We start from the raw sequence: 20,692 nt of genomic DNA on the forward strand, positions 1-20,692 counted from the left end.
AGTCAAATAGGAGATGAGGTCGATTTAACCGTCCTTGACCAAATTCAGTTTGACCCGATTCTCGTAATACCTAACCAGGAGTTGCTGACAGAAACGTCCCGTGATGTCCTCCCGAGAGCGGTCGATTTTCAGCGAAGTGTCCAGGCAAGTGCAGTAGCTAATCAACTGCTTGCCGCCCTGATGACACAGAATTGGAACCTTGCAGGCAAGATGATGAGCGCTGATTTGTTCCATCAGCCGTATAGGAAAGCACTTGTGCCATTTTTTGAAGACGTCCATGTGAAGGCAATCCAATCAGGCGCATTCGGTGTAGCACTGAGCGGGGCAGGACCATCAATTATGTGCCTGGCTGAACCCGGTAAAGGGGAAGCAGTAGCGGAAAAGCTGAGGCAGCATCTAGTGGGGTTGGAGGTTTTCAGTTTGCAGATTGATAAGGCAGGATGCAGGTCTTCATTTAGATGATGATTTTTTGAAAATCGGTCCTCGAATATTTTTTTAAAAAGAACCTTAAAAAAAGCGGTTTTGCCTAAATTGGCAAAACCGCTTTATTATTGGTTAATTAGAATACCTGTTCAACCTCAACAACACCAGGTACTTCTTCTAAAAGTGCGCGTTCAATTCCAGCCTTAAGCGTGATTGTGGAGCTCGGGCAGCTACCGCATGCACCAAGCAGGCGAAGTTTAACAATGCCATCCTCAATATCAACAAGTTCGCAGTCTCCACCATCGCGAAGAAGGAATGGGCGCAATTTATCTAATACTTCCTGTACTTGTTCAAACATTTGCTGTTCAGTCATGCAAATCGACTCCTTTCATAATACTTATTATAATCTTATCGGCCGGAAAAATCTATCCAATTAACTGAAAAACCAGTGAACACAGTTTTTTCCTTATGCATCCTTTTCATCGTATAGTAAAATAAAAGAAAATAACAGGGGGTAATTGATAATGGAACGTAAAGAGGTAGAAATCGTCGTTTACGGTGCAGAAGTATTATGCCCAAGCTGTGTGAATCTGCCATCCTCAAAAGAAACATATGAATGGCTTGAAGCCGCGATCGGTCGCAAATACGCAGACCAGCCATTCAAAATTGTCTATGTAGATATCCACAACCCTCCAGCAGACGAAGATAAAAAGGAATTCGCCGAAAAAGTAATCGAAGAAGACATGTTCTACCCTGTCGTCCTGCTCGAAGGCAAGATCGTCGGCGAAGGAAACCCGAAATTGAAAACAATTTACGCAGAATTAGAGAAATATGGATACGTTCCAGCGTAAATCTGTTAAAAGCATTCCGAATTGGGGTGCTTTTCTCTCTTTTTGAGAAGATTTATGATGAAAATCACGACTTGCTTAAGTGCGAAAAACTTTTATAGCGGAAATTTTATTTATATAGCGACTTTGAAGATTATATAGCGAAAAATTCATTTATATAGCGAGAATTTCATTTATATAGCGACTTTAGAGATATTATAGCGAATTGGAAATTCGGACGACTTTTTCCAATTTTGTGTCTGCATGTAAATAAAAAACCGGGCGTCCCTTCGCCCGGCTTTCAACACATCATCCATTATGATACTTATACATCCACAAAATCCCTGATTTCAGCAGGCGGGCGACGCGGCCGGTAATCGGGCGTTCGGCGACTAGTCCGAAGCCGTGCTTTTTGCCGAGTGAGCCAATGATGCCTTTCAGCTTGATCGGTGGGAATGATTCAGGCGGTTCTTCGCCTTTCCAGCGCTTTTGCAGAACCTGGACGATCTGTTCTGCCTGGCCTTCTGCAAGCTGTGCACTTGGTGCGTGTGGAAGGCTTGCGCAGTCCCCGACTATATAAACATTTTCATAGCCCGGCAGATTGTGTTGCGGTGTTACTGTTGCCCGGCCCATGCTGTCTTTCTCAACGTCCATATCGCGGACAAGTCGATTCGCCTGGATGCCGGCTGTCCAAACGATCGCGTCACAAACAATCGGCTCATCGTGGTTATAGAGAACATTTTTCTGGACTTCCGTGATATTCGCGTTGTTGATGATTTCAACATTGTGATTATCAAACCAATTCTCAACATACGTACTCAGGCGTTCAGAGAAGGCAGAAAGGATATGGTTGCCACGGTCAAAAAGCTTTATTTTCAAATCTTTGCGGCTTTCAGCCAATTCACTCGCAAGCTCAACACCACTTAACCCTGCACCGACGATTGCAACGGTTGAGCCTGCTGGCAAATTGTTAAGGGCCTGGTAGGTCGCGCGGGACTTTTCAATTGATTGGATGCTGTATGTGAACTTGTCAGCTCCTGGGACATTGTGATATTTATCTTCACAGCCGAGTCCGATAATAAGGTCATCATATTGAACAAACTCATCACCCTGGAGCTCAACCTTCTGATCCTCAAGATTGATGGCTGTTACTTCCGCATATTTTACCTGAAGGCGGGGATGCTCAGGAAATGCCACCCGGATATGCTGGTCAGAAATCGTACCTGCAGCCAGGGCATAGTATTCTGTTTTTAAACAGTGGTATGGAACACGGTCAATCAACGTAATTGATACATCTTCCGGCAGGTCATTCGGCAGCAATTTATTAAGGATGCGCATGCCGCCATAGCCGCCGCCAAGGATAACGAGATTCTTCATGTGAATTTCCCCTTTTTAACTCTTCAGAGACAGTTAATGATGTTTCTCCAGCTCGCTCTTTAAACTCGTAAACGGATACATTTTCTGAAATTATTTTGCAATATTTTTATGCTCAATAAATCACCATGAAAAGTATAACGAAATTGTGACAAAATAACAACAATTTTATAGAAGTCCTGAGCCAGGGAAATTGACGATTTCCTGGAAAAAGGTTACGATTAAAAATTAGTAGAGAGGTGAAACAAATGATTAAGCCAATCATTGAATTTTGCATCAGCAATCTAGCAAGCGGTTCTCAAAAAGCCAGGGCTGAGCTGGAGAAGGACTACGATCTGGATGTCATCGAATACGGCTGCCTTGGTTACTGCGGCAAATGTGCACAATCCATGTTCGCGCTCGTAAACGGGGATCCGGTAGTGGGAGAAACTCCCGAAGAACTAGTAGAAAATATTTATAAATATTTGGACGAGAACCCGATGTTTTAATATAGAAAAAGGCTGGTGTGGTATGAACCATTGCCAGCCTTTTTTCATGTGAGTAGGATAGAGGTTAGCTGCCCGAAACGACTTTATCTTCACGCATTTCCTGCCAGCGGTCTTTTGCCAGCTGGATGATTTGCGGTTCGACAGACTGCCTCTGCTTTTCGATTACTTTTGAGAAAAAACGGACCGCGTCCTGCGTTTGGCCGATCCTTCTTGAGAGGTCGCCAATCAGATACATCAGCCGCAGCTCTGAGACTTGAGTTCCTTTATAATCTCCCGTGCTGTACGACTCAGTATATTCCTTCAGGGCGAGTTTTAAAAAACGCATTTCCTGTTCGGGATTATCTGTTGAGCGATACAGCCAGGCAAGTCTTATGTACAAGCCGGCTGAAACGATATGTTTCTCTTTTTTTAGAGTCGAACTATAAGCTGCGAGTTTGAAAGTGTTCATAGCTTCCTGGATTGTTCGTTTATCTCCATAGTTATGTTGAGCCCATTGATTGCATATTTTATCCTGGATGAGCTGTTTACCGCCCGGCGGAAAATAGGTGCTGAAATCATCGGTAAAAGAGTAGCCGCAATTCGGACAGACATTAACATAATAAAAATTAGGGTTTTCAAAGCCTTCGGCATAAATAGGGGCGAAATCAGTATCAAAACGGAGGACTTTCACAAAGCGGGAACGAACTTTTTTGGTAGTAAAAGGTTGTTCACACATTTCACAGTGATATTTTTTATCATAGAGCGGTTCTATTTGAGTCATTTTCGTCACCTGCCTGTTTCCTAATTAGATTATAGGTATATTATACCAAGTTAATTCGCTGTTCGGTGGGAAAATATGAATATAATTCTTTTTCGGCTTGATTGGTTGAGGATTGGAAAAAGTGTGAGTATACTAATAAGAAAGGGATCAAGGAGGTTTTATTGTGGATAATATTGTGATTCTAACTGAAGAAGCTGCATTGCAGGTTAAAGATATGATGAAACAAAACGAGACGGAAGACGCTTACCTTCGCGTTTCTGTAAAAGGCGGCGGCTGCAGCGGCCTCTCTTACGGCATGGGTTTTGCCCACGAAGTGGAAGAAGGCGACACCCAATTGGAGCAGCACGGCATAAAAATCCTTGTTGATAAGGACAGCGCTCCAGTGCTGAATGGCACAACAGTCAGCTATAAGCAGTCTTTAATGGGAGGCGGCTTCACAATTGACAACCCGAACGCGATCGCATCATGCGGTTGCGGTTCTAGTTTCAAGACAGCGACACGAGAAGGAACACCTGAAGAATGTTAAACTAAACAAAAAAGCAAGGTCCGCGGACCTTGCTTTTTTTGCATTAAGAGAAGCGCTTGCGCTGTTCGTTTTTACTTGAACATCGATGAACTGTGAAGCGGCTGTGTCTTCGCTTTTGGATCCATATAGGATTTTGCGTTGTTGACAGCTGTAGGAGCTTCACCGAATCCTGTCGCAATCAGCTTGACCTTGCCTTCGTATGTGCAGATATCGCCTGCAGCATAAACGCCCGGGATATTCGTTTCCATTTTCGAGTTGACGACGATGGAGTTCTTTTCGATTTCAAGGCCCCATTCCTTGATTGGTCCAAGAGATGAAACGAAACCGAAGTTGCAGATGACCGCGTCAACGTCAACGGCTACAGTATCTTCGCCATTAGCGTCCTTAAGAACGATCTGGCTGATATTTTCTCCATCACCAACAAGTTCAGTCGGCACATAAGGAGTCTTGATATCAACCTTTGAGTTTTGCAGGTTTTCAACACTATGCTCATGGGCGCGGAACTTATCGCGTCGGTGGACGATTGTTACTTGTTCAGCGATTGGCTCAAGCATCAATGCCCAGTCTACAGCTGAATCGCCTCCGCCTAATACCGCGACCTTTTGGCCCGCGAACTGATTCAGGTCATCTATGAAATAGTGCAGGTTCTTGCCTTCGTATTGGGCAGCGCTTTCAAGTTCAAGCCTGCGCGGCTGGAACGCACCGTTTCCTGCTGTGATGATAACTGTTTTTGTATAATGAACTTCTTTATCAGTAGTCAGCTTAATTGATCCATCTTCCAGTTTTTCAAGCTTTTCAACAGATTGCTCAAGAGCAGTAGCAGGCTCGAATTTCGCCATTTGCTTTTTCAGGTTGTTGATCAGCTCCTGGGCACGGACTTTTGGAAAGCCGGCAACATCGTATATGTACTTTTCAGGATAAAGTGCTGATAATTGCCCGCCTAACTGTGGCAAACTTTCAATAATCTTAACAGATGCTTGTCTCATTCCGCCGTAGAAAGCTGTGAACAGACCAGCAGGCCCCCCGCCGATAATCGTGATGTCATAAACTTTTTGATCTTCTTTCACTCCATATCCCCCTCACTATGTAGTAAAATTGCTCCAATTTTTATAATACCATAAATCGTAAAAATAAACTCCTAATCATAATAGAACATTACTTGTGGAACAATATATTTCATAGAAAAATCCCTTTATCATACTGAAAAATAGTGAAATCAGCCTATTTTCTGAATATTTCCAAGTTAACTTAATCGCTTGAAAATGCGTCGCAAAAAGAATAAGATGGATGGTAGGCAATAATGTTAAGATTTTGTGACATTTTCAGGACATTTTTTTGAACATTCTAGTGAATAATATCACAAACTTATCCGGAAAAAGATGGCGGCAGATAGAGATGAGCCATTCAACCAAAAATATTTTAAAAAGGTGGAAGTGATCACTTTGAGAAAGCCAAAGATCGTAATCTTAGGAGCAGGATACGGGGGATTAATGACAGCTACCCGTTTACAAAAAGCTGTTGGAGTAAACGAGGCTGACATTGTCCTTATTAACAAAAATGATTACCACTATGAAACAACATGGCTGCATGAAGCATCAGCAGGAACTTTGCACCATGACAAAGTCCGTTATGATGTACGTGATGTAATTGATCGCCATAAGGTTGAATTCGTCCAGGGAGCTGTAGAAGAAATCAAGCTGGATGAGAAGCGTGTAATCCTCGAGAACGGTGACATTGTCTATGATTATCTTGTCATTGCCCTTGGTGCTGAACCTGAAACTTTTGGTATTAAAGGTTTGAAAGAGTATGCTTTCTCTATCGTCAACGTCAATTCAGCAAGACAAATCCGCGAACATATCGAGTATCAATTCGCAACTTACAATACTGAAGCGGAAAAGAAAGATGAGCGCCTGACAATCGTTGTTGGCGGTGCGGGCTTCACAGGAATCGAGTTCCTTGGTGAACTGACAAATCGCGTTCCTGAACTTTGCCGTGAATATGATGTGGACTACCATAAAGTAAAAATCGTTTGTGTCGAAGCTGCACCAATGGTTCTTCCAGGGTTCGATCCAGAGCTTGTTAACTATGCGGTCGCTACGCTTGAGAAAAAAGGTGTGGAATTCCGCATCGGTACGGCAATCAAGGAAGCGACACCAGAAGGCATCATCGTTGCAAAAGGTGAAGAAGAAGTCGAAGAAATCAAAGCTGGTACAGTTGTTTGGGCAGCTGGTGTCCGCGGTAACTCTGTTATCGAAAAATCTGGAATCGAAGCAATGCGCGGCCGCGTTAAAGTGCAGCCAGACCTTCGCCTGCCGGGTTCAGAGGATGTATTCATTGTCGGTGACTGCTCATTGATCATCAACGAGGAAATCAACCGTCCATATCCTCCGACTGCACAAATCGCCATGCAGCAGGGTGAAGTATGTGCGAGGAACATCGCGGCTCTGGTCCGTGGTAAATCCGAGATGGAGACATTCACACCAGATATAAAGGGTACAGTATGTTCACTTGGTGAAGATGACGCAATCGGCGTTGCATTCGGCAAGAAAATGGTCGGCACGAAAGCTTCCTTCATGAAAAAAATGATCGACAACCGTGCGCTGTATATGATCGGCGGTCCTTCATTGGTTCTTAAAAAAGGTAAATTCAACGTTCTGTAATAGATATACTGAAACAGGCTCCTAAGGGGGTCTGTTTTTTATTTCTAGTTGAGGACAACCAGGCGAACAGATGCAAAGACGAATCAGAATCCAATAGGGTACAATATTAGTACAAATTAGCTATTGGATGGGGAAAAGAATGGGGAAACGTGAAAATGTCTGGCTTGGTGTCGCCGGTGTTGTTATTTCGGATGATGGGCGCTGGCTGGTCGTCAAAAAGCGCTATGGAGGCTTGAAAGGAAGCTGGTCGCTGCCAGCAGGCTTCGTAGATGAAGGGGAAACTGCCGATTACGCTGTCCTTCGGGAAGTGAAAGAAGAAACAGGTGTAGAATGTGCGATTACAGGGCTTCTTGGTTTGCGAACTGGTGTGATCCGGGATTCCATCAGCGATAATATGCTCGTATTTCTATTGGCTCCACTTCCAGGTCAGAAGGTGACGGTCGAGGAAAGTGAGCTATACGATGCAAAATTCATGACATCTGATGAACTAAAATCAGATACTGATACCTCACTGTTGCTGCACTACCTTTTAAGTAAACCAATTGGTCAAGTTGTGTCCGGAGCAGAGGGATTGGATCCAGGAAAGCAGTTTCATTATAGTGCATACAAATTATTTTTATAATTTTCTGAAACTTTAAGGAAGTGACAGATAATTAAAGAAAATATATGATGTATCCGTTTTCAATGTAGTTTTTTGGTCAAATTTGAACCTTTTCAAAAATATAGAATGTCTGATATATTATCAGAAAATTCAATAATAAAGGAGAGGTTCACAAATGAAAATGCATACACATGATTCAAAGGAATGTCCATACTGTTCTGGTAAAGGCTATTTCCAACTGTTGCTTGGCGGTTCAGAAACGTGCACATGCTGCAGCGGATCCGGTAAATCAAAATAATAGGCAAAGCATCTTTGACCTTCGCAGAATGCGGGGTTTTTCTTTTTGCCTTAACATGATCCAGGGTGAAAGTCACACCATTTCATTGACTCGAAAACGGACAAACAGTAAACTAGAAATGATGTTTAATGGGGGGATATAGACATGATGACGGTTGTCACACTGATCATTTCGATGTTATTGTTTTTTGTCCTGTTCTTCGGGATTGGCTTTTTATTGAATATGCTGCTGAGGATGTCTTGGATCATGGCGGTTGTTTATCCATTAATTGCGGTTTTCATTATTGATAAGTATCCGTTTATTGACTATTTCAGGAATAGCGGTGAAGCCTTCAGTGATCTTGGACAGAGGCTTTCACAGTTGGCCATGGCAGACATACTGATTTTAAGCAGCGGTCTGGCGGGGGCAATCTTAGCCGGTATAGTCATCAGGCTTTTGCGAAAAAAAGGATATCAAATGTTCTAATACAAGAAACCTTCAATATTTGAAGGTTTTTTTTATGCATAAAATCGGATGATTGTTGGATACTATAAGTAATATTTTACTTTTTAATGGAAGTGTAAATAGGTCTTTTGGCACTTTTTTGCTCCTTTTGGAATATTTCTTGTTTCGTTGGGAAATTAATAGTTTTGGGAGGAGTGAAAAATTATATGAATATTTTAAAAATGTGGGCCAGACGCTCAGTGATGGCAGTTTTATTTTTTGCCGCTATAACTTCTACGTTCCATTCTATTTCTGGGGTTGAAGCTTCTACTGTATCTACATACGTATTTGATAGCGCAGGAACTCAACAAGAGGAAAACTCAAGTATAAATCATACAAAGAAATCTATAGGACTTGCCTTTAAATTTTTGAAAAAAGTATCTGACTTCACGACTAAAATTTCTTCAAGTGAAAAGGTGGCCGGGAAGCAGCCGACTCTTGAGGAATCACTGAACTGGTCACAATACCCGACAAAGAAAATCATAGCGACAGGGTATACAGCCGGTATTGAATCGACGGGCAAAAACCCTGGGCATCCGGGGTATGGAATCACTTATTCTGGTGTAAAAGTTAAACGTGACTTATATTCAACTGTCGCGGCTGATTTAAACGTATTCCCAATTGGGACAATCCTTTTCATCCCGGGATACGGATTCGGTGTTGTTGCCGATAAAGGTGGCGCAATCAAAGGGAATAAAGTCGATCTTTATTATGATACTGTCAAGGATGTATACGAACAATGGGGTAAAAAGACATTGGATGTATATTTAATCGAAATGGGCAATGGCAAGCTGACAGAAGAAGATTTAAAAGCCCTTAATGAGAATGAATCGATGCAAGTTTTCCGCCAGCAATATACAGGCGGCAAAAAATCATAAAAGTATAGGCGCTTTCCTTGAATTGGAAAGTGCCTTTTTAGTTCAGTCATGGAGGAGACGGTGCAGTTTTTCCAGGCCATCCAAAAGTCGTGGTGACGGACGGCAGTATAGTTCTTCTTCGAGGATCAGGATCCGGTCGTTTTTGACAGCATCAAGTTCCTCCCAGCCAGGCCTGTTTGTGATCAATTCCTTCTTCACCTTTTGCTGCCTGACACCGACCCAGGCGACGCATATATAATCCGGATTTCGTGATTTCACATCATCCCAGTCCGTCTGCACGCTTGCGAGCTCAACGTCTTTAAAAGCATTCTCACCACCAGCAGCCTCGGACACCTCTGTCAGCCAGTTAATGCTGCCAGGAGTAAAAACAGGCTTTGGCCACCATTCCCAGTAAAGCTTTGGACTCCAATCGGCATTGGCGCCTTTTTGCTTGATGTTCTCCAGTCTGCGCCTGAATTGGGCAGCTGCTTCCTGGCCGCGTTCCGGCATGTTCAAAGCATTGGCTGTTATCATCAAGTCATTTTCAATATCCGGCAAAGATTGCGGATTCAAAACGATATGCGGAATATTGCGTGCTGCTAAACCTTTAATATTCTTCTCCATCCCTGGAACGCTTAAAGACGCAAGGACGAGGTCTGGCTTCAATTCCTCGACAAGGTCCATGTCAATCGATAGGTCGGGACCGAGCTGGGGCAATGATTTAACCGAGTCTGGCCAGTCTGAAAAATCATCAACTCCCACAAGGAGATCAGTTAGTCCAAGGAATTCCATGATTTCAGTATTGCTGGGACATAAAGATATTACTCTCATGAGTTTCACCTGCTTTTAAAGTAAATAGTGAAGCAGCAAGGTCAAGGCTACACCTGTCAATCCTCCGAAAAACACTTCAATTGGTTTGTGGCCGAGCAATTCTTTCAGTTCTTTCTGCTTTTCCTGTTCAGGTTTATGCTGCCAGCCCTTTGCCTCCTGGGCGAACCGGCCGAAATCAGCTACAAGCTGGTTCAAAACGATGGCTTGCTCTCCTGCCTGCCTGCGGACACCTGATGCATCAAACATAGTAATAATTGCAAAAACAGCGGCGACCGCGAAAACGGCTGAATCTAAACCAGTTTCGAGCGCCACACCTGTAGCCAATGCTGTAACCGCAGCAGAGTGGGAACTTGGCATTCCACCTGTGCTTGTTAAAAGCGACCAATCGATTTTCCTCGTCGCAATGTATTGAATAGGGACCTTTACGAACTGCGCGAAAAAAATCGCAGCAAGCGAAGCCCATAATGGGAAATTCATCAATAATTCCATGGCTGTTCCCCCTATTTATAAAAAAGTACCTCTTTAAGTAATACCCAAGTTTAATTATAACATTACAGCTTATTTTGTACGTTTGATAAAATAGTTCTAATACATGGAGGATTGAGGTGAGGGAGTTGATGGACTACCCTGATGAGTATTACGAGTTCTTTATTAAATTCAACGAAGGGGACTATTATACCTGCCACGACTTGCTTGAAGATATGTGGATGACCGATAAAGGCAATCTATTTTTAAAAGGCCTTCTGCAAATGAGTGTTGCCATTTACCATTACAGCTATGGGAATGTAAAGGGAGCACGGCTGATGATGCAGGCGGCGCATGACTATTTGCAATCCTACCGCCCAGTCCATTGGGGACTTGATTTGGAAAAGATCTATCCCTTTATTGAAGAGTGCCTGAGTATATTCCCAGCTGAACTGGACCGGGTTCCATATGAGGAAGTTGTGATGCTGCCCGAGCTGCCAGTATTATATTTGTACCTTGAAGATTGACAGGTGCGATTATTTCACATGCGAGCGAAGAAAGGAAGTAACTGCAAGATTAGGAAGTCGAAATATTTGAACGGTTTCGATATAATGAAGTTATAAATATGTAGGGGTGAATAATTTGTTCAAAGTTAATGATCAATTTGATTTTTCAAACAGCCATGAGTGTCTGGTAATTGGCTTGTTCAACAAACCGTCTGGCCTTGAAGGTTCCGTTGGTGAAGCTGACCAGCTTTTTGACGGCCAACTGACAGAACTCGTTAAAAGCGGGGATATTTCAACTAAGAAAAAAGCGATTTCCAAGATACATACATTCGGTAAAATTGGTGCGAGAAAAGTATATTTTGTCGGCCTTGGGCATGAAAAAGAATACAATTTTGAAACTGTAAGGGACGCATTCGGCCGCTTGTTCAAGAGTGCAAAGAAAGAGAAGTGGACAGAAGCAGCCGTGCTTTTAGATACTTTCACAAGCGATAAGGTTGAGCTTAATGATGCGGCGCATGCGTTAGGTGAAGCGTTACCGATGGCTACATATGAGTTTGAGGGCTACAAGCAAAAATCAAACGAGCCTGAAAAGCGAATCGAAAGCCTGACAGTGTATAGTGCAGACGAAGAGGGCGAAGTGGAAGCAGCACTTGAGGTTGGCTATGTTTTCGGCAAGGGAACGAATTCGGCTCGTACACTCGTGAATACGCCGGGCAATCTTTTAACTGCAACAGACATGGCTGAATATGCGATGAAGTTAGCGGAAAAATATGAGTTTGAAGCAGAAATTTTGGAAAAAGATGAGATGGAAAAGCTCGGCATGGGCGCTCTGCTTGCGGTCAATCAGGGATCTGCACAGCCGCCTAAAATGATTGTGCTGAAGTATCAAGGCAAGGAAGAGTGGAAGGATGTAATCGGTCTTGTCGGCAAGGGTATCACATTTGATACAGGCGGTTACTCGATTAAAACAAAGGCTGGCATCGTTGGCATGAAGTCCGATATGGGCGGTGCGGCAGCGGTGCTTGGTGCAATGGAAATCATCGGCGAACTGAAGCCGGAGCAAAACGTCGTAGCGGTTATCCCGTCAACAGACAACATGATCTCGGGCACAGCCTTCAAACCGGATGATGTCATCACATCAATGAGCGGCAAAACGATTGAAGTATTGAACACAGATGCAGAGGGACGCCTCGTGCTTGCTGACGCTATGACATACGCGAAGCATCATGGTGCGAACTATCTAGTTGATATCGCAACCCTGACAGGCGGTGTCATTACGGCGTTAGGTCTGCACACTTCCGGAGCATTGACGAACAACGAAGAGTTTTTTGAACAAGTGCTGGAGGCTTCGTATGAATCCGGGGAGCCAATCTGGCGCCTGCCATTGTTCGAGCGAGACATTGAACGTGTCCGCGGCAGCAAAATCGCAGACCTGAATAATTCCCCGGGCGCAGAAGGCCATGCAATCATGGGCGGAGCGTTTGTAGGCGAATTTGCAGAAGGCACTCCATGGGTACACCTCGACATCGCCGGAACAGCGACTACAAGCAAAGAATACGACCTTGGCCCATCAGGCGCAACCGGCGTCATGGCCCGCACACTGGCATTGCTGGTCGAAAGATTTGAAACAGCGGATAAAGAATAAGTTAAGTTTGATAACCCCAAAGCCTGAGCGGCTTTGGGGTTTTTATGTTATAGGGTAATGCGCGAGGGTGAGTGTCCGAGTTCGGACAATTCATGCTCGATACTTGGAATATTGTCCGAAGGTGCCCAGTGTTCAGACAAAGCCTGGCCGCTTCAGGAGAATTATGTCCGAAGATGCCCAGTGTTCAGACAAAACGAGGTCCCTCCAGTGGAATTATGTCCGTAGGTGCCCAGTGTTCAGACAAAACCTGGCTGCTTCAGGAGAATTTTTGTCCGAAGCGGCCCAGTGTTCGGACAAAACACAGTCACTTCAGAAGGATATTGTCTGAAGGTTGTCATCTTTCCGGTTCCTCCTCCCCATTCTGAAAATACAGCTGAATTATTTCTTTTACAGAAACAAAATTTATATCCTAACTCTATCCAAAACTATTAAAAACCCATTGACACAAAAAACAATTCTATGTTATTTTAATACTTGTCATTTTAATTCTCTACCAATTTACCAGACTAAAGTGAAATAAGAGAAATAAAAATATTAAACCACCGAGAGGAGTATTCATCATGAATGCAGTTGTTATTGCTGTCCTGGCAATGCTGATCCTTAGCTTGCTTCGTGTCAATGTTGTGTTGGCATTGATTGCTGGAGCGCTGATTGGCGGACTGACAGGCGGCTTGAGTATAGAAAAAACGATTGAAGTTTTTACAGGAGGACTAGGAGGCAGTGCCGAGGTTGCGCTTAGTTACGCGCTGCTTGGAGGGTTCGCTGTTGCTATTTCCAAGACTGGCTTGCCCAATCTGATTGTTGACTGGATGATCGGAATGATTGGCAAGAACGGAGAGTCGAAAGCCAAGACGTACTCTAAAGCAATTATAATCATCCTGATTTTAATGATGGCGATTTTCTCACAAAACTTGATTCCAATCCACATCGCGTTTATTCCGATTTTGATTCCACCGTTGTTGATTGTATTCAACGAGCTGAAAATAGATCGTCGCTTAATTGCTTCTGTATTGACATTCGGTCTTACGGCGCCTTATATTTTGCTGCCGGTGGGATTCGGCGGGATTTTCCACGACATCCTGGCTACGAACATGGCTGACAGCGGAATGGAAATCGATATGGGCGATATCCCTACAGCGATGATGCTGCCTGTTGCTGGCCTTGTTGTTGGATTGTTGATCGCGATTTTCGTATCTTACCGAAAACCCAGAATCTATCAGGATTATCAAGTGGTCCAAGTAGAGAAAAGTGAGTACTCCAAGATGGGAATCATTTTTTCAATCGTTGCCATTGTTGCAGCGCTTGCTGCCCAACTTTACTTTGGATCGATGATTATCGGTGCGCTGGCTGGTATCCTTGTCGTGTACGCAAGCGGAGCGATTAAGTGGCGTGAAGCTGATAATCTTTTAACAGAAGGCATGAAGATGATGGCGTTCATCGGATTCGTTATGCTTGCTGCATTCGGTTTCGCTGATGTTTTGAAAGAAACTGGAGACGTTGAAACACTTGTAGCTCAAGCTGCTGATGCAATTGGCAATAATAAAGCCCTTGGCGCGTTGGCAATGCTTGTTGTAGGACTTTTGGTCACAATGGGAATCGGTTCTTCATTCTCAACGATTCCAATCATCGCCACAATATTTGTGCCGCTGAGCCTTCAACTTGGATTCAGCCCGATGGCGACGATTGCTATTGTAGGAACTGCTGCTGCACTTGGGGACGCAGGTTCACCTGCATCCGACAGCACACTTGGACCGACAGCCGGCTTGAATGCTGATACGCAGCACAATCACATCTGGGACACCGTTGTTCCGACATTCGTTCACTATAATATTCCGTTGATCATTTTCGGCTGGATCGCCGCGATGATTTTATAGGTTGTAAAACAGAACCGTCTTGCTCTTTTGGCAGGGCGGCTTTGTTTATTTTAGAAGGGAAATTCGGTAGGATAATACAAAGGGGTGATCAATATGTATTTCGGAAAAGCGCGTAAGAAGGGTCCTTCAGACAGAGTACCGCCAAACCAAAATGTTACGACCTCATTCCCTGTCCTGCATTATGGCAATGTGCCATATTATAAGAATCTCGATGATTGGACCTTGAAGATTTTTGGTCTTGTAGAAAAAGAAGTGATTTTACGATATGAAGATTTAATGGTTTTGCCGCAAACGACCTCCGGCAATGACATCCACTGTGTGACTGGATGGTCAAAGCTGGACAATGTCTGGGCGGGGATATCCACTCAAGAACTAGCCCGGCTGGCCAGTCCAAAGGAAACAGCTAAATATGTGATTCTACACGCTGAGGAAAATTGGACGACAAATCTGCCGATTGAGGATTTTCTTAAGGAGACAAGTCTGCTAGCCCATTCCCATAACGGGGAGGGGCTTACCCCGGAACATGGCTATCCATTGAGAGCTGTCATTCCTCATCTATACTTCTGGAAGAGCGCGAAGTGGGTCAGAGGGATTGAATTCTCCTCTGAAAACCGGCCTGGTTTCTGGGAAGAAAATGGCTACCATATGTATGGAGATCCATGGAAGGAACAGCGAATGACCTGGGACTAGGCTTTTTTTCTAGTGTAGTGGACAAACGCCCATTCAACACCCTCTCTTTTTGCATATGAAGTAATGTAGGCAAATATATGAGGGAGGTAGCTTGATGTATAGAATAAGAAGACCATTCTATGGTGGCAGACGTCCATTTGGTTTTGGCTTTGGAGGTCCGTTTGTTGGAGGAGTACTGGGCGGCCTTTTAGGTAGCGCGTTATTATATCCACGTCCATATGGTTACGGTTACGGCGGTTTCCCGCCTTACGGCTATGGATACGGATATGGATATCCGTTCTATTATTAAATGAAAATGACATGGCCGCTGTTTCGAACAGCGGCTTTTTTTGATAATAAAGTTTAAAACTCACTTCGAGAATTGTCCAACTCCAGCGCTTTTCTTAAACCCACCTCAGCTGCGTGATGATATGGCAGCATTCTTTGTCTCCTGCATAATCCACGAAGTTCATTGTGATTCCATCCGGGTTATACGTGATCTTGGGTTTCTTCTTAATCCCGGTTGATTGGATCATTCTTTCTACTTCCTTTTGGTCGGATTGCTGGGCGGCAGCCATTAATTCACTGGAAAAAGACGTTGATGATGTTATTTTAGCCATCACAAGGTTAGCGTCTTCCATTAGGGCAATTGCTTTAACAGCTGAAGTTTTGAACAATGTTGCATTCACTGCCGGATATGGACGAGCTAGATCGGTCCCATTCCAATCAGTCAGCCTATTTTTATGAAAAAATAAACAATGCATAAGTAGCTACCCCTTCCTAACGGGTAAGTTTTTGACCTTTTTCAATGTATGAACATAAATCCTTAAGTATGAGAGTGGGAAAAGCCAAAAGCAGTTCAATAAGGAAAAAAAGAGGGTAAATAAGGAAGAAGGGAGAATTGTTATACATATTAACTTCTATTGTGAAATAGAATCGGACCAAGGCGGGATGAAGGGGGGAGACCCATGGATCTGGAGCTGGTTATCAATATTATTGAAGATAATGGCTATTTGGGTTTATTTTTATGGTTATGGTTCGGGGTTTTCGTCATTCCTGTTCCCAATGAGGTCATCCTGATGACAGTAGGCCTTGCTTCAGCTAAAGGGTCCTTGAACCCTATCCTTGCATTTTTGGTTACATACATGGGGATTTCGGCTGCTTTTACCTCCACCTATCTATTGGGGAGAGTGATAGGGAGAAGGCTCCTTCGGTTATTAGGGAAAAAGAAACGGTTCGCGAATTCGATTGAATCTGCAATGAAGCTGATGGAGCGGTACCATGCATTTTCATTGTCGTTGAGCTGTTTTGCTCCAGGGGTAAGATATTTGGTGCCACTACTGTACGGCTTCAGCAGGCTTCCAATTAAAACCTTTGCTGTTTTCGCCTATAGTGGTGCTTTCGTATGGGTCTCAATCATTTTTTTGCTAGGCTATCTATTTGGAGATAAAATGGACATAGTCATGAAGTACAATAAAGAATTTTGGCTGGTAATCCTTGCTTTCGTTATTATCAGTACCATATTCGTCTACCGCCGGAGAAAAATAAGGGCTGCAACTGTTTCTGAAGAAGGGATTCTTCAGGAGGGGCAGCAAAAATAGCCCTCCTTCAGAATCACTCAATTACTGTGAAATGCTTGCACCAACTGTCGGGCTAAAATTCATTCCGGTGTTCGACCAAATCGATGGCCCCCAGGACAATATGGGCCAATCCGAAACCGAATAAAGTGTTTGAAACCATTTTATCGATTTTGCGATTTTGTTTCATAGCGTAGCCAGCTGCTGTAACAGCAGTTCCTAACACCGCAGGAATCATGCCTTCACGAATTCGGTTCATATGGATCACCTCATTTGAATGATGCGTCCTTTTGCTAAGGACAATAATAGTTTTTCCTTGATTTCATCATAATTTGTTTGCCAAATATAAGGAGGTAATAAAATTGGAACTTAACAACACACTGCTTGGCTCTTTGGGAATAGAAATAACAGAACTGCAAAAAGGAAAGGTTGTCGCTACAATGCCTGTCGATGACCGTACAAGGCAGCCATTTGGCCTGCTGCATGGTGGTGCATCTGTAGCCCTTGCAGAAACGGTTGCCAGCGTAGGAGCATTCGAACTAGTCGACAAGGAAAACGAAGTGGTGGTCGGCCTTGAAATCAACGCCAACCATATAAGGGCAAAAAAGGACGGACTGGTTACAGCTGTCGGCACTGTTCTCCACCAGGGAAAAACAACCATGGTTTGGGATATAAAAATCACCGATGAAGAAGATAAGCTTGTTTGCGTCTCAAGATGTACGATAGCTGTCATTAAGCGCAGAAAATGAACCAGCCAATAATGGCTGGTTTTGTTTTTGGATGGTCTTGGAAAGGAAGGGATCCTAAATCGGTGATAACGGCTTGTGATTGTGACAGGTTTGATGTGAGAAGGCGAAAAGCTGTCAAGAAAGCGCCGTTATTTTGACAGGTTTGATGTGAGAAGGCGAAAAGCTGTCAAGAAAGCGCCGTTATTTTGACAGGTTTGACGTGGGAAGGCGAAAAGCTGTCAAGAAAGAGTCGTTATTTTGACAGGTTTGATGTACAAAGGCGAAAAGCTGTCAAGAAAGAGCCATTATTTTGACAGTTTTGATGTGGGAAGGCGAAAAGCTGTCAAGAAAGCGCCGTTATTTTGACAGGTTTGACGTGAGAAGGCGAAAAGCTGTCAAGAAAGAGTCGTTATTTTGACAGGTTTGATGTGGGAAGGCGAAAAGCTGTCAAGAAAGCGCCATTATTTTGACAGGTTTGACTTGGGAAGGCGAAAAGCTGTCAGAAGTAGCCCCAGGTTTAGACAGCTTCCACCGAAAATAACGATAAAGCTGTTCGAAGCTTCCCATGTTCAGAAAACCCTGGCTAGATATACTATTGAATTCAACTGAACTCAATCCCCAGAAAGTAACTTAATTCCCCCCCAGAATCCAAACCTGATCAATCATCCAAAGCTCGATTACAACGCATCCATATCTTCTTCAATCTCAACTACCTTCCTCAGCTTTGCATTATGGTATGAAGCAGGTGTCATCTGAAGAAGTTTATTACGGAGTGAGCAAAGTACAGGGAAATCAATCCTTGCAGCCAACCCATAAATTTTCATTTCATCTTTCACTAACTTCATACGTTCCTGCCTGTGTGCTTCATACTTGAAGAATGCCTTATCAATTGTTTCTTCGCTGCTGATCCATTTAGCCAGGTAAACGGCGTCCTCAGCGGCCTGTGATGCACCCTGGCCTATATTGGGCATTGATGCGTGTGCTGAATCACCGAGTAACAGGATATTACCGTATTGGAGCGGGGTTAAAGGTTTTAATTCATATAGGTTGTCGTAAATGATATGGTGTGGTGAGGTACTCTCCAATATTTCCTGGATTGGTTCATGGTAATAGAAAAAGTTGAACAATAAATCGATAGGGGACCATTCGCTCATGTCGCTGTTTTCTGTCGAGGATTTTTTCATGGCATACCAAAATACCTGATTATCTGTTAAGGGGGCAATCCCGAATCGCCCCCTTGGCCCCCAGGTTTCAGTGTAGGCAGGGACATTCAATGGAGGATCTTCGATGATGCCTCTCCAGCAGGAAAAGCCTGAATACGTCAGACCGCTGTTTGGGAACAGCTTTGTGCGAATTTGTGAAGCTGCACCGTCACAGCTTATAAGGTAATCTGATTCTACACTGGTACCATCTTTGAAAAATAATGATATTGTATTGTCGTGTTTAAAATCAATCATATGTTTATCTAAATGAAGAGAACCAGGGAGGAGTGCATCTGTCAAAATTCTTTGAAGTTCAGAACGGTGGATGAACAGGTAATTAGGGATATGTGATGGAGAATGGTAGTCGAATTCAGCAATGATATTTCCAGAATCGGATTTAAGAAGACAGCCATCTGATTCCAACCCATTTGCGCGCAATTCGGGCCCTAATCCCATAATGTAGAATGCTCTTATGGCGTTGCCACTTAAGATGATTCCAGTATCCTGTTCATGTACATTTTTTTCTTTTTCATAGACATTGGCATGGATTCCTTTTTTCTGAAGGGCAATCGCTGTGCATAATCCGCTGATTCCGCCGCCGACAATTGAGATTCTTGCATCATCCATATCCTTAACCTCCATTCCGCAAAACTGGGACCATGATTCTGTTTACCTTAAATATACTTCACTGATCCTTTGGTTGGTATGGATAAAAATTGAATTTTCCATGGACAAAAAAAAGCCATCAGGTGGATATACCTGATGGCTGTTCATCATCATTATTTCGAATGTCCTTCAGCTTTCATCTTTTTTCGGGCTTCTGCAAGGTCATCCTGGACAGTTCGGTCCGAAAGCTTAACCCCGCTGTTATAGGCTGCCCTCGCAATCAAATGCCCTGCAACAGGAGAAGTGAGGAAGATGAACAGAACTCCCAGCAATAAACGGGAATTGAAATGATGTTCTATCAACCAAAAATATAGGAAGGTGCCAAGCAAGACAAGCATGACCCCCATTGTCGCGCTTTTCGATGCTGCATGGTTCCTTGTATAAACATCTGGAAGCCTGATCAGTCCAAAGGCAGTCACAAGGTTAAGAAATGCTCCGAGCAGAATGAACAATCCTGCAAAAAACTTAACGATTTCCATTTCTGTCATATTCCATGATTACTCCCTTCTCAAGGAATTTTGAAAAGGCTACTGTTCCGATGAATGCCAGGATACCGATCAACAAAATGATATCAAGAAAAGCACTAGTATCCAGAACAATTGATACTAAAGCAATCACAGAAACAAGGCTGATACCGATGGCGTCGAGGGCAACTACCCGATCTGCTACGGTAGGCCCCTTGATCACTCGATAAATAAGGCCGATCATCGCAAGTGATATGAAGGTAACTGAAATCCACAAAACCGCTTCAAACATTATCGGCTCACCTCCATAATCGCTTTTTCAAATGTATTTTTGATACTCTGGATTGCTTCATCCGCATCACTGATATCCATTGCATGCACATACAATATCTTATTGTCAGGTGAAACATCGACGACAAGTGTACCAGGGGTCAAAGTAATCAGATTTGCGAGCGTCGTAATCTCCCAGTCTTCTTTCAATTCTGTCGGGAATGCGAAGATGCCAGGCTTAATATTAAGCTTAGGCCTAAGGACTGCCTTTAAAACTGCTACATTTGATAGGATCAGTTCCAAAGTAAAAATATAAATCAAGTTCAGAACGGCCACTACCCTCAGTAAATAGAAGCGGGAAGTGAAGAACCGCCGGAAAATATAAATGATGAGCAGGCCGAAGAAATACCCGACAAAAAAGGAGGCCGGGGAGTAGGATGTCTTAAGGAACATCCAGACAAAGGCGAGAATAAAATTCAGCAAGATTTGAAAAGCCAT

Annotated in this window: 27 protein-coding genes and 1 pseudogene; 16 read left to right on the forward strand and 12 right to left on the reverse strand. The window is 43.5% G+C overall.

The window, feature by feature from the left end; all coding sequences use genetic code 11:
* Positions 1 to 462, forward strand: a pseudogene (locus tag ACH0QE_RS14260) (homoserine kinase); the annotation flags it as partial.
* 97 nt (positions 463 to 559) lie between these two features.
* Here the strand turns inward: ACH0QE_RS14260 and ACH0QE_RS14265 are convergent.
* Positions 560 to 796: a NifU family protein gene (locus tag ACH0QE_RS14265; protein WP_041966137.1), complete on the reverse strand. Its 237-nt coding sequence runs from the start codon at positions 794 to 796 to the stop codon at positions 560 to 562.
* A 151-nt stretch (positions 797 to 947) separates the two neighbouring features.
* Between ACH0QE_RS14265 and ACH0QE_RS14270 the strand changes: the two genes are divergently transcribed.
* The gene (locus tag ACH0QE_RS14270; RefSeq protein ID WP_415801266.1) at positions 948 to 1,274 is read left to right on the forward strand and encodes a YuzD family protein; all 327 of its coding nucleotides are present in this window, start codon (positions 948 to 950) and stop codon (positions 1,272 to 1,274) included.
* A gap of 285 nt (positions 1,275 to 1,559) precedes the next feature.
* Here ACH0QE_RS14270 and ACH0QE_RS14275 read toward each other — a convergent pair whose 3' ends face one another.
* Positions 1,560 to 2,627 carry an NAD(P)/FAD-dependent oxidoreductase gene (locus ACH0QE_RS14275; RefSeq protein ID WP_415801267.1) on the reverse strand — a complete coding sequence of 356 codons (1,068 nt, stop codon included), beginning with the start codon at positions 2,625 to 2,627 and terminating at the stop codon, positions 1,560 to 1,562.
* Positions 2,628 to 2,872: 245 nt separating this feature from the next.
* Between ACH0QE_RS14275 and ACH0QE_RS14280 the strand changes: the two genes are divergently transcribed.
* Positions 2,873 to 3,112, forward strand: coding sequence for a YuzB family protein (locus ACH0QE_RS14280; RefSeq protein WP_213370782.1), 240 nt, complete (start codon positions 2,873 to 2,875; stop codon positions 3,110 to 3,112).
* A gap of 64 nt (positions 3,113 to 3,176) precedes the next feature.
* On the opposite strand, the gene ACH0QE_RS14285 is transcribed toward ACH0QE_RS14280, so the two are convergent.
* Complete coding sequence (locus tag ACH0QE_RS14285) at positions 3,177 to 3,872, reverse strand: DUF2225 domain-containing protein (RefSeq protein ID WP_415801268.1); 696 nt, start codon at positions 3,870 to 3,872, stop codon at positions 3,177 to 3,179.
* A 163-nt stretch (positions 3,873 to 4,035) separates the two neighbouring features.
* Here ACH0QE_RS14285 and ACH0QE_RS14290 point away from each other — a divergent pair, with 163 nt between their 5' ends.
* Positions 4,036 to 4,398: a HesB/IscA family protein gene (locus ACH0QE_RS14290; RefSeq protein ID WP_415801269.1), complete on the forward strand. Its 363-nt coding sequence runs from the start codon at positions 4,036 to 4,038 to the stop codon at positions 4,396 to 4,398.
* Between the two features lie 71 nt (positions 4,399 to 4,469).
* Here ACH0QE_RS14290 and ACH0QE_RS14295 read toward each other — a convergent pair whose 3' ends face one another.
* Positions 4,470 to 5,465, reverse strand: coding sequence for an NAD(P)/FAD-dependent oxidoreductase (locus tag ACH0QE_RS14295; RefSeq protein WP_415801270.1), 996 nt, complete (start codon positions 5,463 to 5,465; stop codon positions 4,470 to 4,472).
* Between the two features lie 375 nt (positions 5,466 to 5,840).
* Here ACH0QE_RS14295 and ACH0QE_RS14300 point away from each other — a divergent pair, with 375 nt between their 5' ends.
* From ACH0QE_RS14300 to ACH0QE_RS14320, 5 genes are all read left to right on the forward strand, one after another.
* Entirely contained in the window at positions 5,841 to 7,058 is a 1,218-nt protein-coding gene (locus tag ACH0QE_RS14300) for an NAD(P)/FAD-dependent oxidoreductase (RefSeq protein WP_415801271.1), read from the forward strand.
* Between the two features lie 139 nt (positions 7,059 to 7,197).
* Positions 7,198 to 7,680 (forward strand): NUDIX domain-containing protein, encoded by a 483-nt coding sequence (locus tag ACH0QE_RS14305; protein WP_415801272.1) that lies wholly within the window; start codon positions 7,198 to 7,200, stop codon positions 7,678 to 7,680.
* Positions 7,681 to 7,834: 154 nt separating this feature from the next.
* Positions 7,835 to 7,957, forward strand: a complete 123-nt coding sequence (locus ACH0QE_RS14310) for a YuiA family protein (protein ID WP_214776202.1) — start codon at positions 7,835 to 7,837, stop codon at positions 7,955 to 7,957.
* Positions 7,958 to 8,101: 144 nt separating this feature from the next.
* Positions 8,102 to 8,422, forward strand: coding sequence for a YuiB family protein (locus tag ACH0QE_RS14315; RefSeq protein WP_415801273.1), 321 nt, complete (start codon positions 8,102 to 8,104; stop codon positions 8,420 to 8,422).
* Positions 8,423 to 8,607: 185 nt separating this feature from the next.
* Positions 8,608 to 9,318: a 3D domain-containing protein gene (locus ACH0QE_RS14320; protein WP_415801274.1), complete on the forward strand. Its 711-nt coding sequence runs from the start codon at positions 8,608 to 8,610 to the stop codon at positions 9,316 to 9,318.
* 42 nt (positions 9,319 to 9,360) lie between these two features.
* Here the strand turns inward: ACH0QE_RS14320 and ACH0QE_RS14325 are convergent, their stop codons facing one another.
* Together ACH0QE_RS14325 and ACH0QE_RS14330 are read right to left on the reverse strand one after the other, a co-directional pair.
* Positions 9,361 to 10,128: a cobalamin-binding protein gene (locus ACH0QE_RS14325; RefSeq protein ID WP_415801275.1), complete on the reverse strand. Its 768-nt coding sequence runs from the start codon at positions 10,126 to 10,128 to the stop codon at positions 9,361 to 9,363.
* A gap of 15 nt (positions 10,129 to 10,143) precedes the next feature.
* Positions 10,144 to 10,617, reverse strand: a complete 474-nt coding sequence (locus tag ACH0QE_RS14330) for a divergent PAP2 family protein (protein WP_415801276.1) — start codon at positions 10,615 to 10,617, stop codon at positions 10,144 to 10,146.
* Between the two features lie 125 nt (positions 10,618 to 10,742).
* Between ACH0QE_RS14330 and ACH0QE_RS14335 the strand changes: the two genes are divergently transcribed.
* The 5 genes from ACH0QE_RS14335 to ACH0QE_RS14355 all read left to right on the forward strand — a co-directional run bounded on the left by ACH0QE_RS14335 (position 10,743) and on the right by ACH0QE_RS14355 (position 15,597).
* Positions 10,743 to 11,120: a DUF309 domain-containing protein gene (locus ACH0QE_RS14335; protein WP_415801300.1), complete on the forward strand. Its 378-nt coding sequence runs from the start codon at positions 10,743 to 10,745 to the stop codon at positions 11,118 to 11,120.
* 115 nt (positions 11,121 to 11,235) lie between these two features.
* On the forward strand, positions 11,236 to 12,744 hold the full coding sequence (locus ACH0QE_RS14340; RefSeq protein ID WP_415801277.1) for a leucyl aminopeptidase: 1,509 nt from the start codon (positions 11,236 to 11,238) through the stop codon (positions 12,742 to 12,744).
* Positions 12,745 to 13,304: 560 nt separating this feature from the next.
* Entirely contained in the window at positions 13,305 to 14,618 is a 1,314-nt protein-coding gene (locus ACH0QE_RS14345) for a Na+/H+ antiporter family protein (RefSeq protein ID WP_415801278.1), read from the forward strand.
* A 93-nt stretch (positions 14,619 to 14,711) separates the two neighbouring features.
* Positions 14,712 to 15,308, forward strand: coding sequence for a sulfite oxidase-like oxidoreductase (locus tag ACH0QE_RS14350; protein ID WP_415801279.1), 597 nt, complete (start codon positions 14,712 to 14,714; stop codon positions 15,306 to 15,308).
* A 94-nt stretch (positions 15,309 to 15,402) separates the two neighbouring features.
* On the forward strand, positions 15,403 to 15,597 hold the full coding sequence (locus tag ACH0QE_RS14355) for a hypothetical protein (protein WP_415801280.1): 195 nt from the start codon (positions 15,403 to 15,405) through the stop codon (positions 15,595 to 15,597).
* A 94-nt stretch (positions 15,598 to 15,691) separates the two neighbouring features.
* Here the strand turns inward: ACH0QE_RS14355 and ACH0QE_RS14360 are convergent, their stop codons facing one another.
* Positions 15,692 to 16,051, reverse strand: coding sequence for a hypothetical protein (locus ACH0QE_RS14360; RefSeq protein ID WP_415801281.1), 360 nt, complete (start codon positions 16,049 to 16,051; stop codon positions 15,692 to 15,694).
* A gap of 204 nt (positions 16,052 to 16,255) precedes the next feature.
* Between ACH0QE_RS14360 and ACH0QE_RS14365 the strand changes: the two genes are divergently transcribed.
* On the forward strand, positions 16,256 to 16,888 hold the full coding sequence (locus ACH0QE_RS14365; RefSeq protein WP_415801282.1) for a DedA family protein: 633 nt from the start codon (positions 16,256 to 16,258) through the stop codon (positions 16,886 to 16,888).
* 52 nt (positions 16,889 to 16,940) lie between these two features.
* Here ACH0QE_RS14365 and ACH0QE_RS14370 read toward each other — a convergent pair whose 3' ends face one another.
* Positions 16,941 to 17,123, reverse strand: a complete 183-nt coding sequence (locus ACH0QE_RS14370) for a hypothetical protein (protein ID WP_041966157.1) — start codon at positions 17,121 to 17,123, stop codon at positions 16,941 to 16,943.
* Positions 17,124 to 17,226: 103 nt separating this feature from the next.
* Here ACH0QE_RS14370 and ACH0QE_RS14375 point away from each other — a divergent pair, with 103 nt between their 5' ends.
* Positions 17,227 to 17,613, forward strand: a complete 387-nt coding sequence (locus ACH0QE_RS14375; RefSeq protein ID WP_415801283.1) for a PaaI family thioesterase — start codon at positions 17,227 to 17,229, stop codon at positions 17,611 to 17,613.
* Between the two features lie 656 nt (positions 17,614 to 18,269).
* Here ACH0QE_RS14375 and ACH0QE_RS14380 read toward each other — a convergent pair.
* The 4 genes from ACH0QE_RS14380 to ACH0QE_RS14395 all read right to left on the reverse strand — a co-directional run bounded on the left by ACH0QE_RS14380 (position 18,270) and on the right by ACH0QE_RS14395 (position 20,692).
* Positions 18,270 to 19,421: an FAD-dependent monooxygenase gene (locus ACH0QE_RS14380; RefSeq protein ID WP_415801284.1), complete on the reverse strand. Its 1,152-nt coding sequence runs from the start codon at positions 19,419 to 19,421 to the stop codon at positions 18,270 to 18,272.
* 152 nt (positions 19,422 to 19,573) lie between these two features.
* Complete coding sequence (mnhG, locus tag ACH0QE_RS14385) at positions 19,574 to 19,948, reverse strand: monovalent cation/H(+) antiporter subunit G (protein WP_415801285.1); 375 nt, start codon at positions 19,946 to 19,948, stop codon at positions 19,574 to 19,576.
* Complete coding sequence (locus ACH0QE_RS14390) at positions 19,926 to 20,216, reverse strand: Na(+)/H(+) antiporter subunit F1 (protein WP_415801286.1); 291 nt, start codon at positions 20,214 to 20,216, stop codon at positions 19,926 to 19,928. Before ACH0QE_RS14390 ends, mnhG begins: the two co-directional genes overlap by 23 nt.
* Positions 20,216 to 20,692: a Na+/H+ antiporter subunit E gene (locus ACH0QE_RS14395; protein WP_415801287.1), complete on the reverse strand. Its 477-nt coding sequence runs from the start codon at positions 20,690 to 20,692 to the stop codon at positions 20,216 to 20,218. The genes ACH0QE_RS14390 and ACH0QE_RS14395 overlap by 1 nt, the downstream gene beginning before the upstream one ends.

Origin of the sequence: Mesobacillus sp. (genome assembly GCF_047739415.1) — a bacterium.
Classification (GTDB): Bacteria; Bacillota; Bacilli; order Bacillales; family Cytobacillaceae; genus Mesobacillus.